The organism is Hydrogenophaga pseudoflava (assembly GCF_031020795.1).
GTDB classification, from domain to species: Bacteria; Pseudomonadota; Gammaproteobacteria; order Burkholderiales; family Burkholderiaceae_C; genus Hydrogenophaga; species Hydrogenophaga pseudoflava_A.
In genome coordinates, this window is the sequence record NZ_JAVHJP010000002.1 from 454,597 (window position 1) to 467,640 (window position 13,044).

At 63.8% G+C, this 13,044-nt stretch carries 15 protein-coding genes; all 15 read left to right on the forward strand.

Features of this window, described 5'->3' with window-relative positions; translation table 11 throughout:
- Positions 1–14 precede the first annotated feature (14 nt).
- The 15 genes from RCO38_RS07880 to RCO38_RS07950 all read left to right on the forward strand — a co-directional run bounded on the left by RCO38_RS07880 (position 15) and on the right by RCO38_RS07950 (position 13,042).
- Entirely contained in the window at positions 15–329 is a 315-nt protein-coding gene (locus tag RCO38_RS07880) for a hypothetical protein (protein WP_308327744.1), read from the forward strand.
- Between the two features lie 40 nt (positions 330–369).
- Complete coding sequence (locus RCO38_RS07885) at positions 370–927, forward strand: hypothetical protein (RefSeq protein ID WP_308327745.1); 558 nt, start codon at positions 370–372, stop codon at positions 925–927.
- 52 nt (positions 928–979) lie between these two features.
- Positions 980–1,348, forward strand: a complete 369-nt coding sequence (locus RCO38_RS07890) for a hypothetical protein (RefSeq protein ID WP_308327746.1) — start codon at positions 980–982, stop codon at positions 1,346–1,348.
- Positions 1,349–1,370: 22 nt separating this feature from the next.
- On the forward strand, positions 1,371–1,967 hold the full coding sequence (locus tag RCO38_RS07895; protein WP_308327747.1) for a hypothetical protein: 597 nt from the start codon (positions 1,371–1,373) through the stop codon (positions 1,965–1,967).
- 113 nt (positions 1,968–2,080) lie between these two features.
- A complete protein-coding gene (locus tag RCO38_RS07900; protein ID WP_308327748.1) occupies positions 2,081–3,616 on the forward strand; it encodes a type IV secretion system protein in 1,536 nt (511 codons plus the stop codon).
- A gap of 53 nt (positions 3,617–3,669) precedes the next feature.
- Positions 3,670–4,080, forward strand: coding sequence for a TcpQ domain-containing protein (locus tag RCO38_RS07905; protein WP_308327749.1), 411 nt, complete (start codon positions 3,670–3,672; stop codon positions 4,078–4,080).
- A gap of 7 nt (positions 4,081–4,087) precedes the next feature.
- On the forward strand, positions 4,088–5,005 hold the full coding sequence (locus RCO38_RS07910) for a virB8 family protein (protein ID WP_308327750.1): 918 nt from the start codon (positions 4,088–4,090) through the stop codon (positions 5,003–5,005).
- A gap of 79 nt (positions 5,006–5,084) precedes the next feature.
- On the forward strand, positions 5,085–5,837 hold the full coding sequence (locus RCO38_RS07915) for a TrbG/VirB9 family P-type conjugative transfer protein (RefSeq protein ID WP_308327751.1): 753 nt from the start codon (positions 5,085–5,087) through the stop codon (positions 5,835–5,837).
- Positions 5,838–5,839: 2 nt separating this feature from the next.
- Entirely contained in the window at positions 5,840–6,922 is a 1,083-nt protein-coding gene (locus RCO38_RS07920) for a TrbI/VirB10 family protein (RefSeq protein ID WP_308327752.1), read from the forward strand.
- A 19-nt stretch (positions 6,923–6,941) separates the two neighbouring features.
- A complete protein-coding gene (virB11, locus tag RCO38_RS07925) occupies positions 6,942–7,991 on the forward strand; it encodes a P-type DNA transfer ATPase VirB11 (protein WP_308327753.1) in 1,050 nt (349 codons plus the stop codon).
- A 17-nt stretch (positions 7,992–8,008) separates the two neighbouring features.
- Positions 8,009–8,461, forward strand: a complete 453-nt coding sequence (locus RCO38_RS07930) for a hypothetical protein (RefSeq protein ID WP_308327754.1) — start codon at positions 8,009–8,011, stop codon at positions 8,459–8,461.
- 27 nt (positions 8,462–8,488) lie between these two features.
- On the forward strand, positions 8,489–9,460 hold the full coding sequence (locus RCO38_RS07935; RefSeq protein WP_308327755.1) for a hypothetical protein: 972 nt from the start codon (positions 8,489–8,491) through the stop codon (positions 9,458–9,460).
- The gene (locus RCO38_RS07940) at positions 9,457–11,358 is read left to right on the forward strand and encodes a type IV secretory system conjugative DNA transfer family protein (RefSeq protein ID WP_308327756.1); all 1,902 of its coding nucleotides are present in this window, start codon (positions 9,457–9,459) and stop codon (positions 11,356–11,358) included. The genes RCO38_RS07935 and RCO38_RS07940 overlap by 4 nt, the downstream gene beginning before the upstream one ends.
- 179 nt (positions 11,359–11,537) lie before the next feature.
- Positions 11,538–12,026, forward strand: coding sequence for a hypothetical protein (locus RCO38_RS07945; protein ID WP_308327757.1), 489 nt, complete (start codon positions 11,538–11,540; stop codon positions 12,024–12,026).
- A 245-nt stretch (positions 12,027–12,271) separates the two neighbouring features.
- On the forward strand, positions 12,272–13,042 hold the full coding sequence (locus RCO38_RS07950) for a hypothetical protein (RefSeq protein WP_308327758.1): 771 nt from the start codon (positions 12,272–12,274) through the stop codon (positions 13,040–13,042).
- The last annotated feature ends 2 nt before the right edge of the window (positions 13,043–13,044 follow it).

Consider the following 13,044-nt stretch of genomic DNA (forward strand, 5'->3'; position numbering starts at 1 on the left):
CGAGGTGCGGCGGCTTGGCCCCCGAAGGCACCTCCACGGGTGGCGCCTTCTTTGACAACGACCTGCCCGCGGGGCAGGACGTGTTCTCCTTCTGTGCCTTCGGCTATCCGCCGCACTGCTGGGTGGGGGTGAACCCCATCGCCGGTACCTGGAAGATCGTCAACCAGTACTGCTTCAACCCCAAGTGGACCAGCAAGTACGAGCAGGTCTGCCCTCACGGTCGCCGCCCGGGCACCTGGAAGAGCCCGGGCAAGATGCCCTTTGACTACAAGGGCAAAGCCGGCGCACCGGATGGCCTGGAGGAGTGCCAGCACCTGATGGAAGAGTGACGGCGGCTTGCACCAAGAACAACAGACAGGAGGAAAACCAATGAAAACATCCACACGGGCCATGCGGGCCCTTGGCACGCTGGGTGCCGCCTTGATGCTGGCGACAGTCGCACACGCCGTCAATCTGCCCAAGCCGCCCAGCCCACCGAAGCCCGGTGAACAGCCCGACATTCCCGACACCCAGATCCTCGACAAGCTGCCCGAGGGCACGGAAATGCCGGAGCCGGGACAGGCCGGCGTGGTGGTTTCCTGCCTGCAAAAGGGCAACATGGACATCACCCGGCCCAGCCTGCCATTGCTCAGCTGCTGGGAGAGCGCGACCAACCGCAGCGACGACGTGGAGGCCCTGCACAAGGCCTGCACCGTGCAGATGACGCCGATGAAGATCGACTCGACCCTCGTGCCGAAGTGCCCGCCCAAGGCACTGGGCACCTGCATCGGTGCCAAGAGCGGTGGTGCCGCCGACAGCGAAAGGTCCACCTCCAACCACTACCACTACACGCCGCAGACCTTGTTCGAGTGGCGCAAGAGCAAGAAGAACTGCGAGGCCTCCGGCGGCAAGTGGTACGGCCTGGGCAACAAGTCGCGCCTTTTCTAATTGGTGCGCGCACGTTTTGACAGCAACAACGCTTACTCAAGGAGTGGATGGCATGAAGAGCAATGAATGTAGGGCTGCGATGCATTGGAGTACCCGCCGGGTGGCACTGAAACTGACCCTGGCTGGTGTCCTGGCCGCAGGTTTGTCGGCCTGCGGTGGTGGCGGCGGCGGAGACGAGAGCTCGGAAGACTCCAAGGACCTTCGGGCGGCGCTAGACCGGTTGCAGGCGGGAATGACGTACGACGAAGTTGTTGCAGCGGTGGGTTGGGAGCCGAATGAAGGCCCTGACAACTGGTCGCACGACGGTCGACTTTTGATGGTCACCTTTCAAACACCTGCCAATGCGAGCGAACGGCGCATTGCGGTAGCGGTTTTGGCTGGTCGGCCAGGGGAGTCAGAAATTCATCGCCGTTATCAATGACTCATAACCTAACGCGACTGCTATGAAGAAACTCTTGTTCTTGAGCTTGGTGTTGCTGTCTCAAGCGGCACAGGCGCAGTGGGCGGTGCTGGACGAAGCGGTAAGAGACCTGGTCCATCGAATCAACAATGTGAGTGGAACCTCGGGCCAAATGGACAATCTTTCGGCCTCGTCCAACCTTGATATCGACTTTGCTACGGTGGCGGCGCAGAACCCTGAGCGGTTCATTGGCACGGCCGCCGACTGCGGCGACCGCCAACTCAACCAGCAGCACTACAACGCCTGTATGGGCCTGCGCAATCTGCGCCTGACCACGCTCAAGGAAACGGTGGACTTGGTGAACGTCATAGTGGCGCGAGATGGGCAAATCAAGCGGGTGATTGACGATGGAAGAAGCGTTGTGGACTCTGGAAAGCTCCAACGCTTTCAGTTCGAGTTGATCGGTCTGCAAACCCGCATGCAGAACGATGCGATGAAGCTTCAAGCCCTGCACTTTGGCTACAAGCAGCGCGAAAAAGCCTACGAAATGCAGATGGCCGAAGCACGTCGGGTTTCAGACACCCGGCCGAATTCGCTCGTCAATCTTGGCCCGGTGCCGTTCGTAAAGCCGCCGAGATAACGGGCTGCTTTGATTGAAACCATCTCCAGAGTTTTTACATGCCCTGTAGCTCCGCTGCGCTTCCAGCGTTTCTGGTGACCGCCCTTACGGGTTTGGACAACAGGTACGTGTCCATGGTCAACGACGCCGTGTTCGTCTGCAGTGTTCGCGAGTACCTGATCGACGACATGTTGATCGGTACCTATCGCGAGCTGGTGGCGGCCAAGCTGGGCATTGCGTTGGCCTACATGTCCACCGTGCTCATGACCATATGGGTGATCTACCAGGGGTTCATGATCATTTCCGGGGCCAATCGCCAGCCCATTCTGGGACTGGCCTTCAAGACGGGAAAGATGGTGCTGATCCTGTCGCTCGTGGCGTTGGTGGCTGCGAACTCGCCGGTGATTGCCGACACGGTGCTGGATTTTCAGGCGCTGGTCACGGGGATCGTGGTGGACGACGGAACCGACGTCTACCGCACGATCGACATCAACCTGGCGTTGGCCCAGGTGTTCAACGCCCTGATTGATGGCTTTGTCGGTGGCGCTCAGGCCAACGCAGAGGGCAAGTCACTCACCCAGATGGCCGGTCTGGTCGGTCAGAGCGGCCCGGCGATGCTGGTGTCGGTGATGGCCATCATGGCGGAAATCTCCATCACGCTGGCGATCATGCTGGCGCCCTTGTTCCTGTTCTTCCTGTTGTTCCAGCAGACCGCGGCCATGTTCTGGAGCTGGGCGAAGTTCCTGCTCGGAACGATGTTTTCGCTGGCGGTGCTGGCGCTGGTCTCCGGCATTCTGCTGAAGATGATGATGATGTACGGGGCCACGGTGCTTGCCGGCTTCTTCCTCAATGCCTCAGCTATGGGCAGTGTGGTGTCGGTGGATGTCGGTGGAAGTGCCATGCGGATGGCCATGCTCGGAGCGCTGTCGACTGCGCTGTTGGTGATGATCCCGCCGTTGATCATGCAGTTCTTCAACTCCGGGGCGTCTTTTGCTGCTGGCGCCATGATGGGGGCCATGGGCGGCGGGGCGGCCGCTGGCGGTGTGGTCGGGCTGGCCCAGGCCATGGGCGGGCAGCAGCCGGCGGGTGTCGGCGCTTCGTCTGGCGGCTCAGGGGCGCGCCTTGAGTCCTCCCGGGGCGGGTCGGACGCCGCAGGTGAAAGCGTCTCAACCCGCAATACCCAGATGGCTCTTCAACGAACCGGTGTTTTCGGGTCGGCAGGCGCCAGCGAACGCCTGTCTTATGGCCCATCTCCCGCGCCCGGCAGTTTGGGCATGGCCAGCCGGGCGCCTGATTCCCAGGGCTTGGCGTTTCTACGGCAGAAGCAGGGCGGCGACGAATTCCGCGACCCGGGCAATCCTTCTTCTCCGTCTTCTTCTTCTTCTTCTTCCAGGCTGGTTGTGGTTGAAAGCGCGGGGAACACACCGGTGCAGCCCCCGGTGGCCGACCTCACCTACGACGCGGCACGGGGGATATACGTCGGCGCTGGCACCGAGGCGGCATTGGCCAACGGTGCGGGCAAGGGCGGGCGGCTGACGGTTTCTCAGGGCGTGGGCGATACCTCTGTTGACCGTGGCGACCACCGCCCTGTGGCAGCGAGCCATGGAGCCCCGGCAAGACCGGAACTTCCTTTCGGCGCGCCTGCAGACAAGCCCGTGAGGAAGAGTTGACGAATGCCAATTCGAACTGACCAACGAGTGACTACGAGATGACCAATACAAGCATGAACCAGGGACGGATGACGCGATTGATGGGGGCCTTGTTGCTGGCAGGCTTGCTGCAAGCCTGCGCTGCGCCCAAGCCCATCGACATCGTCGACAACTGGAGGCCGGTGAACACGCTGGCTGCCAAGCCGCAGGAGATTCCGCTCAAGGAAGAAAACGAGCTGCCGCGGTTCCAGATGCTGCCGACCGATGCGACGCTGCGCCACATGCTCGAGCGCTGGGCCAAGGAGAACGGCGGGGCGCTGGACTGGCAGTACCCGAGCGACCTGACCCTGGTCTCGGGCCTGGAGTCGATCAAGGACAACAACCTGCAGCGCGCCCTGAATGCGGTGCGACGCAACTACGCGGCGCAGAAGCTGCGCATCCAGGTGTCGGCCAGCCGGTCGATGCTGGTGACCAAGATGCCCTGAGGACCTTATGGCTTTGTTCAAGCGCGAGGTGTCCGAGGCCTCGCAGGAAATTCTCAGGAAGTCGATGGACTTCGAGTCCAACGTCATTTCGATGGTCAAGCGCAGCGAGCGCCGTGCCTGGATCGTGGCCATTTCGTCGATGGTGCTGACCTTGATGATGGGCGGTGCGATTGCCTACATGTTGCCGCTCAAGGAAAAGGTGCCTTACCTGGTGACGGTGGACCTCAAGCGCAGCACCAGCACCGTGTCACCGTTGCGCGACAACGTTGCGGCCACTGGCATCTACGCCAGCGAGGCGCTCAACCGCAGCCATGTGGCCCGCTTCGTGCAGGCGCGCGAGGGTTACGACTACGACACCATCAACGAGCACGACTGGGAGTACGTGGCGTCGATGTCCAACGACCAGGTCAAGGGCCTGTTCGTGCAGCAGTTCGACGGTACGGCCAACAGCCCCGAGAAGAAGTGGGGCCGCAACACCGCGATCCGGGTGAAGGTCAACAGCATCGTGTTCAACGGGCTGGACGAGGAGCGTGGTGCCCGGCCGACGGGGGCCACGGTGCGCTTCGAGAAGTGGAAGTTCGACAAGACCAACGGGCGCAGCGAGTACCTCAGCAGCCACGTGGCCACGATGAGCTACGAATACAAGACCAACCTGAAGATGAGCGACCACCTGCGGCTGCGCAATCCGCTGGGCTTCCAGGTGACCTCGTTCCGGGTGGACGACGAGTTCAACGCGCCGGTGTTCACGGCCGGCCAGCCGGACAAGGGGGTGCCGCTGCTGACGGAGGACGAAGGTGTGATGCACCGCGGCGCGGACGCGCCGGATGCTCCGACGGCGGTGGTGCCTGCCAATGCGCAGCAGTCCGCGCAGCCTCCGCTGTCGGCACTGCCCGGCGCACCTGCGACACCGTCCCCGGGGCAGTAGGGGCCGAGCCCTCCGGTACACGGGCGCAACATGGTGGTTGCGTCCCCATTGAATCTGAAATGACAGGGAGTAGACGAGCATGACTCATCGATTGCGAAATTTCAGCGCCATGGCGGTTCTGGCGCTCACGGCCAGCCTCTGGGCGGGCGGCGCTGGCGCACAGGAGGTGCGCGAAGTGCCCTACCAGCGGGACCAGGTGGTGCGCGTGAACACAGGCCTGGGCATTGCCACCCAGATCGAGATCAGCGCGCAGGAGCAGGTCAAGGACTTCGGCACCGGCTTCAGCGACGGCTGGGAGCTGGTGCGGCGCGACAACATCTTCTACATCCGGCCCAAGAACGTGGATGTGGACACCAACATGTACATCCGCACCAACATGCGCTCGTACCTGCTGGACCTGCGCGTGTCGGCCACCAAGTGGAAGACGCTGGAGGAGGCCAAGAACGCGGGCGTGTTCTACAAGATCCGCTTTGTGTATGGCAGCGAGGAGCCGGACAAGGCCAGTCCGCTGGCCGCCACCAATGCGGTGCTGTCGCCGTCGGCGGCGGCACTCAACTCGCAGAGCAACTACCACCTGAACTACGACTACTCGGCGGTCAGCGATGTGTCGACCATCGTGCCCACGCGCGTGTACGACAACGGTCAGTTCACCTACATCCACTTGCCACCGATGGCGAACTTCCCTGCCGTGTTCGGCCGCAACGAGCGCAACGGCGAGGAGTTTCTGGTGAACACCAAGAGCGAGAAGAACGTGATGGTGGTGCTGGGCGTCTATCCGTTTCTGGTGATGCGGCTGGGCAATGACGTGGTGGGACTCAGGAGGAACCAATGAGCATGCAATTTCCCCAAGGCGGTGGACAGGGCCCGGTGCTGTCCGACAACATGCCCAAACTGTCGGCAGGTCTGACGCGCGGGGTGAACAAGACGGCGGTGGCCTACATCGTGCTGGTGTCGCTGGCCACCATCGGCATGACCCTGTGGGTCGCAAGCAATGCGTTCTCGGCCGACGACGACAAGAAGAAGCAGGTGACCTATGAAGAGGTCACCGTGCCGAACAAGCCGAAGCTCGCCGTGCTCCCGCCGCCACCGCCTGCCGAAGTGGTGGCGAAGGCCGACCTGCCGCCGCTGCCCAACGACATGCCCCAGATGGCCGAGGCCCAGACCCAGGCGCCCAAGGACGACCTGATGCAGCGCCGCATGGCCAGCGAGAACAACCTGGTGGCGACCCAGGACAAGGGCAAGAAGAACCAACTGTTCGAGGACGAGTACTCGTCCGTGAAGCGCGGCGCGGTGGAGGCCCTGGCCAACGCCGACTTCACCCTGACCCGGGGCACCTACATCCGCTGCTCGCTGGAAACCAAGATTGTTTCGACGCTGCCTGGCATGACCTCTTGCATCGTCACAGAGCCCATCTACTCGGTCAACGGGCGCCGCCTGCTGATCGACAAGGGGTCGAAGGTCACGGGTGAATACAAGTACGCCGACGAGAATTACGACCGGATCGGCATCGTCTGGACCCGGGTGCTCACCACCACGGGCCTGGATGTGCGGATCGACAGCAACGGCACGGATGCCCTCGGCGGCGCCGGGGTGCCCGGCCACTACGACGGCCACTGGGGCGAGCGCATCGGTGCGGCCTTGCTGGTCAGCCTGCTGGCCGATGGCATCGACGCCGGGGCTCAGCGGTTTGCGAACGAGCACAACATTCGCGGCAGCACCACGGTGACGGGGGCTGGCGGTGTGGGGGTGGTGTCCATCGATCCCTGGGAATCGGCCACCGCCTCCACTGCCAAGAAGGCCGCCTCCGACATGCTGGCGCGCTCGGCCAACCGCAAGGCGACGGTGACGGTGCTCAACGGCACGGTGATCAACATCTTCACCGCCCGGGACGTGGACTTCTCCAGCGTCATGCGCTGAGCCGGTGGCGGTGTCCGACATGTCAGAGAGCGGGGGCGCGGAGCAGATTGCCCACATTTCCACCGAGTTCCTGGAGTACCAGTACCACGTCCTGGGCATCACGCCGTTCCTGAACGATCCGCGGGTCACCGAGATCTGCATCAACAGGCCCGGAGAGGTGTTTCTGGAGACTGTGAACGGCTGGGAGCGCATCGACGTGCCCGGGTTGACGTTCGACCGTGCGCGGCAGTTCTGCACCACGGTGGTCAACGAGAGCAAGACGGGGCAGCGCATCACCGCGGTGGACCCAGTGGTGTCGCTGACCTTTCCCACCGGCCAGCGTGCGCAGTTCGTGCTGCCGCCGGCGGTGCCGGCGGACCACGTGTCGATCACGATCCGATTGCCCTCGCGCTACACCAAGACTCTGGACCAGTACCAGGAGGACGGCTTCTTCGCCCGCATTCTCGAAGGCACCGACAGCGTCGGCGAGATGGACGAGGAGCTGCTGGCGCTCAAGCGGGACCGCAACTACCACGACTTCTTCAGCAAGGCGGTGTTCTACAAGAAGAACATCGTGGTCTCAGGCGCTACCGGCAGCGGCAAGACGACGTTCATGAAGTCGCTGGTGACACACATCCCGCGGGACGAACGGCTCATCACCATCGAGGACGCACGCGAACTGTTCATCGAGCAGCCCAACCGTGTCCACCTCATCTATTCGCGGGGCGGGCAGGGCACGGCCAACGTCACGGCCAAGGGCTGCATGGAGGCCTGCCTGCGGATGAAGCCCGACCGCATCATCCTGGCCGAAATCCGGGGCGACGAATCGTTCTACTACATCCGCAACTGTGCTTCCGGCCACCCGGGCTCGATCACCAGCTGCCACGCCGGCAGCACGAGCCAGACCTGGGACCAGATGGCGCTGATGGTCAAGGCCTCGCCCGAAGGTGCGGGTCTGGACTTCGACGAGATCAAGCGGCTGCTGATGCTCACCATCGACATCGTGGTGCACATCAAGGCCCATGCCGGTCAGCGCTACATCACCGGCATCGACTTCGATCCCCAGCGCAAGCTTGCGCTGGAGTCATGACATTCAAGGAGGACAACATGAAACATCGTCAGCTTCTGGCGACCGCATTCGCTGCGCTCTGTGGCGTTGCCGCTCAGGCCACGACTCCGACGCCAGGCATCACCCCCGTCGACATGCGGGGGCTGTGGTTCCTGAAGAACGAGGAGGGGGCAGCCAAGTGCGCCGCCTACCTCGGGCGCAAACCGGTCGAGCCCGACCCGGGGGCACTGGTGATCGACGAACGCCAGCTGCAGCAGTGGGCAGACAACACCCAGACCACCATGTATTTCGTGACCGATGTGCAGCCTCGCCGAGTGAACACCTGGCGCATGCAGGCGCTGGTGGATGTGCCGCCTTACGAGAAGCCCAAGACACTGGAAACCTATGTCTTCGAGCTGCGGCAGGACGAGCTGCTGTGGTCCCGCCGCCGGGGCACCGACGCGCTGGACGAACCCGTGGACACCACGGTGTTTGCGCGCTGCGGCTACTGAGGGATGTGAAGGTGAGGGAGTGAAGACATGAACAAGGTATTGAGAAGAGTCGGTGGCCTGGCGCTGCTGCTGCCCCTGGTGGCGTGTGCCCCGTTGTCGCTGGACCTGCTGCGTCCGCAGGCCCACGGCCTGGACACCATCATCCGCAAGCTCGGCCCGGATGCGCCGGAGCTGGCGTTCAGCTTCGAGTTCGACGACAAGGCCGACGCCGCGGAGGGCGAGGTGGGTTCGGGCTACATCGTGGTGACGCAGGACGGCAAGGAGTTGCAGGCGCTGCCGCACGCCTTCGAGATGGCGCGCGACCAGCTGGAGCGCAGCGAATGGCTGCAGTTCAAGGACTTCAACGGCGATGGCCTGCTGGACTTCAAGGTCACGCGCCTCTACGCCATGGAGGGCAAGCTGCCGGTGGACAGTCTCTACCAGTTCGATCCGAAAACCGGGCGCTTCGCACAGATTGATCTGGTGTCCAACGCGGGCGAGATCCAGCCGTCCGCGCCGAACTGCGTGTCGCTGAAGGTGGCCGGGGCCTCAGGGAGCCCCAAGGTGGAGAGCCACTGCTACGTGGCTTCCAGCGGGCGCTGGGTGCGCGGCAAGCCCGAGACGGTCAGGCGTGGCGCCGCGCCCGACAGGGTGGACGCCGTCTGCGACAGCGCGGCGCCCGAACTGGTGGCCTGCCGCCGCGCGCGCATCGAACAGGACAAGGCCCTGCTGACCCTGGTGCGCGACTACCGGACGGGCCGCATGCAGTCGCTGCAGGCCGAGCACGGCAGGAACTACGCGCAGGCCTACGCGCGCCACCAGGACCTGGACCACAGCCGCTGGCGCGAGTACCGCGATGCTCGTTGCGCGACGCAATCCCGTGAGCAGGCGGTGCCCGTCAAGGCGCTGCCCGCCTCGGTGGAGCTGTGCCGGTACGAGTGGGCCCGCGACCAGCTGCGGCGCTACAAGGACCAGATGGCGCGGCTGGGTGACGTCAAAGGTGCCAGGGTCCGGCAATGAGGCGCTTCCTCGGGTGGGGCGTTCTGGTGCTGCTCGTGGTGGCACTGGTGGCGGGAACGTATCTCAGCGGGTGGTTGATGGCCTGGCGGCTGGGCCTGCCGCTGGAGCGCATCGGCGCGTTCGACTACTGGCGCTACGTGGCCGCCTATGCCGATGCGCCCAAGCATGGCCCGGTCATCAAGAGCAGTGGTCTGGTGGGGTTCGGCGTGCCTCTGCTGGCGCTGTCCGCGCTGGTGCTCGCCGTGTTGCTGCGCCGAAAGCCAAGCCTCTATGGCGAAGCCCGCTTCGCCGCCATGGCCGATCTGCGGTCGCGCAAGATGCTCCGGGCCGAGGACACTGCGCTGGTGGTGGGCAAGAAGGACGGGCAGTTCGTCTACTTCAACGGCCAGCAGTTCGCCTTGCTGGCCGCACCCACGCGCTCGGGCAAGGGTGTGGGCATCGTCATTCCCAACCTGTTGAGCTACCAGGGCTCGGTGGTGGTGCTGGACATCAAGCAGGAGAACTTCGACCTCACCAGCGGCTTCCGCGCGCGCTACGGTCAGTCGGTCTACCTGTTCAACCCGTTCGCCGAGGACCGGCGCACCCACCGCTGGAACCCGCTGTCCTATGTCTCGCGCGATCCGGCGTTCCGCATCAGCGACGTGCAGAGCATCGCGGCCATGCTCTACCCGGTGTCCGACCTGCACAAGGACCCGTTCTGGGCCAACCAGGCGCAGAACGCCTTTGTCGCGTTCACCCTCTACGCGTTCGAGCAGGCGGCTTACCTGGCCGAGCAGTACGGCGCGCCGTTCGATGAGCCGACCATGGGTGGGCTGTACCGCCTGGCTTCGGGCCGGCCGGGTCAGGAGTTCAAGGCCTATCTGGCCGAGCTGGCGTCCTGGCCGCACCTGAGCGCCAGTGCGCGCACCGCATTCTCCACGCTGCTGGGGCAGGCCAACGAGACCTTTGCCAGCATCATGGGCACCTTCAAGGAGCCGCTGAACCCCTGGCTCAACCCGGTGGTGGACGCCGCCACCAGCGGCAACGACTTCGACCTGCGCGATGTGCGCAAGAAGAAGATGAGCATCTACGTCGCCATCCAGCCCAACAAGCTGGCCGAGAGCCGCCTGATCCTCAACCTGTTCTTCAGCCAGCTGATCAACCAGAACACGCGCGAGCTGCCGCAGTCCAACCCTGAGCTGAAGCACCAGTGCCTGCTGCTGATGGACGAGTTCACCAGCATCGGGCGCGTCGACATCATCGCCAGCGCGGTCAGCTTCATGGCCGGCTACAACCTGCGCCTCATGCCCATCGTTCAGAGCATGGCGCAGCTGGAGTCGACCTACGGCAAGGAGAACGCGCGCACCATCATGACCAACCACGCGCTGCGCATCATCTTCGCGCCGCGCGAGCAGCAGGACGCCAACGAATACAGCGAGATGCTGGGTTACACCGGCATGCGCAAGGACAGCGTGAGCCGCAGCCGCTCGAGCGAGAGCAGCTACACCCGCAGCGAGAGCGAGGAGCGCCGAGCGCTGATGCTGCCGCAGGAACTCAAGGCCATGGGCGACGATAAGCAGATCCTCCTGGTAGAGGGCATGGCGCATCCGGTGATGTCGGACAAGATCCGGTACTTCAAGGAGACGGCCTTCAAGGAGCGGCTGCTGCCCAAGGTCGACGTGCCGTTGCTGGCCCTGGCGACCGACCCACCGCTGGTGGCCGCTTCCGCGACATCCCTTGCGCCGCCGCCCGAGGTCGCGCCGGTCGAGCTGCCCGAAGCGGTGCCGAGCGTCCGGGAGTCGCTGGCCCGGCAGATGGACGCCGACCGCAGCAAGGTGGCGAGCCCACCGGCCGAGTACACCGGACTGGCAGGCATCGGCGGCGAGATTGATGCGATGCTTGCGCACCTGGAGCGCTGAGGCGCGGATTCAAAGGAGCCGATGTGGTGTGTTCATTCCTTGTCAAAAACTTGCCCCGGTGGTGGTGCGTCACAGGACTGGCGCTGGCCCTGGTCGGCTGTTCGGCGGGTGGGGCCGGTGCCCCTGCTGCGAAAGCTGTCCCGGAGAGCGGTGTGCTGACGGCGCCCTTGAAGATCCCCATGCCGCTGGACAAGGCGGGCCACAAGATCGATGTGACCTTCGATGTGCCGCCGCCTCCCAAGGTCAGCCACTCGACGGGCTACTTTCTGGGGCTGAGGATGCTCTTTGCGCCTGCCGACCCGGATGGAAAAATCGCCACCATTGACGCCAACCCGGTGTTCGTGCGTGTAACGCTGCACCGCTTGCAGGACGGGAAAGAGATTCCAGTAAAGATCTGGAATCGTGTGGATGTTGCCAAAGGCTATGAGCCCAGCCGGTTCGAGTCGTTCAGCCTCAAGGACGACATCGCTGTGTCTAGCAGGGCTTTCACCGAATACTCCGGTGCACCGCCAGGCACACCCGACGCATCCACTTACGTGCTGGAGTTCGGCGGGCCGGGTGAGCAAGGACCGGGCCGCTATCGATTGCGGCTGGAAACCTTGAAGGACATCCCGCAGCTCAAGGGTTTCAAGGCGTTTCTGTCTTATGAACGAGCCCCTGATCGCTAGGAGCGCCTATGCCGGGTCCTTACCAAGTCACCATATACACGGCACTGCCAGGCACTCCACTGGTGGACAAGCAAGGGCGCCCCGACGGTACCTCGGCGGCCGGACACATGTGGTACCAAATTTCTGATGGGGAGATCAAGAACAGCTACGGGTTTGCACCGAAGGAGCACGTCGCATCCAGCGGTCCGGGAAAGGGATACGACACGGATTCCAGGGCGTACCAAAACCCAGCCTACTCCCGCACCATGGAAGTCACCCCCGAGCAGTACGCCCGGCTCAAGCAGTACGGAGAGGCTGCGGTGAAGGAAGATTGGCGCTACTTCAAAGGCGAGTACAACGGCGCCTCCAACAGCTGCGTCGACTTCACCTGGGGTGCCCTGAAGCACGCCGGCTTTGAAATCCACCGACCGCAGGTTGCGGTGCACGACGGCACTGTGGTGACGCCTGAGTACCGGGGCCCCATCGAATCCCATTTCGATGGACGGCTCAAGCCCGGTCACAACAAGGTGGACATCCAGCAGATCACGGCGCCCGTGCCGGGCAGCCCGCTCAACTCGGAAACAACGAACCCGCCTCCTGCGAATCGGAGTCTGTTGCAACACTTGCTGAGCGAGAACGACGCGTCTCCTGAGCAACGCCAGACCGCGGAGCAATTCAAGGAAGCGTTGGGGGAGCGGCTGGGCATGCTCGGGTTGAGCGATCGGCAGGTCAGCACGCTTGCCGCCGCCGCGGCCAAGGAACACACGCGACATGTGGGGCAGGGCGACGTTCAATCCTTTCACCTCAGCAAGGATGGCAGCACCATCGCCATGCGACAGACCCATGCGCCGCTGCGGGAATTTGATGTCGGCACGGCGCTGGGCCGCTCCGAGCAAAGCCACTGGAACGAAGCGATTGCCATGGATCGAAGTCGGACCGCTGAAGCGCCCACAACCCAGAACGTTCCATACGCCTGGTCCAGCGCCCAGGACACGTCTTCGCCCGCGATCGAGGCGCCGGTCCTCTCCCGCACCTGAGC

Bases quoted from the DNA above. Each gene is read 5' to 3' on its own strand.
- RCO38_RS07945 (WP_308327757.1), top strand. From the start codon at position 11,538: ATGCCGCTGGACAAGGCGGGCCACAAGATCGATGTGACCTTCGATGTG.
- RCO38_RS07950 (WP_308327758.1), top strand. From the start codon at position 12,272: ATGGAAGTCACCCCCGAGCAGTACGCCCGGCTCAAGCAGTACGGAGAG.
- RCO38_RS07905 (WP_308327749.1), top strand. From the start codon at position 3,670: ATGAACCAGGGACGGATGACGCGATTGATGGGGGCCTTGTTGCTGGCA.
- RCO38_RS07885 (WP_308327745.1), top strand. From the start codon at position 370: ATGAAAACATCCACACGGGCCATGCGGGCCCTTGGCACGCTGGGTGCC.
- virB11 (WP_308327753.1), top strand. From the start codon at position 6,942: ATGTCAGAGAGCGGGGGCGCGGAGCAGATTGCCCACATTTCCACCGAG.
- RCO38_RS07935 (WP_308327755.1), top strand. From the start codon at position 8,489: ATGAACAAGGTATTGAGAAGAGTCGGTGGCCTGGCGCTGCTGCTGCCC.
- RCO38_RS07920 (WP_308327752.1), top strand. From the start codon at position 5,840: ATGCAATTTCCCCAAGGCGGTGGACAGGGCCCGGTGCTGTCCGACAAC.
- RCO38_RS07900 (WP_308327748.1), top strand. From the start codon at position 2,081: ATGGTCAACGACGCCGTGTTCGTCTGCAGTGTTCGCGAGTACCTGATC.
- RCO38_RS07890 (WP_308327746.1), top strand. From the start codon at position 980: ATGAAGAGCAATGAATGTAGGGCTGCGATGCATTGGAGTACCCGCCGG.
- RCO38_RS07940 (WP_308327756.1), top strand. From the start codon at position 9,457: ATGAGGCGCTTCCTCGGGTGGGGCGTTCTGGTGCTGCTCGTGGTGGCA.
- RCO38_RS07915 (WP_308327751.1), top strand. From the start codon at position 5,085: ATGACTCATCGATTGCGAAATTTCAGCGCCATGGCGGTTCTGGCGCTC.
- RCO38_RS07930 (WP_308327754.1), top strand. From the start codon at position 8,009: ATGAAACATCGTCAGCTTCTGGCGACCGCATTCGCTGCGCTCTGTGGC.
- RCO38_RS07910 (WP_308327750.1), top strand. From the start codon at position 4,088: ATGGCTTTGTTCAAGCGCGAGGTGTCCGAGGCCTCGCAGGAAATTCTC.
- RCO38_RS07895 (WP_308327747.1), top strand. From the start codon at position 1,371: ATGAAGAAACTCTTGTTCTTGAGCTTGGTGTTGCTGTCTCAAGCGGCA.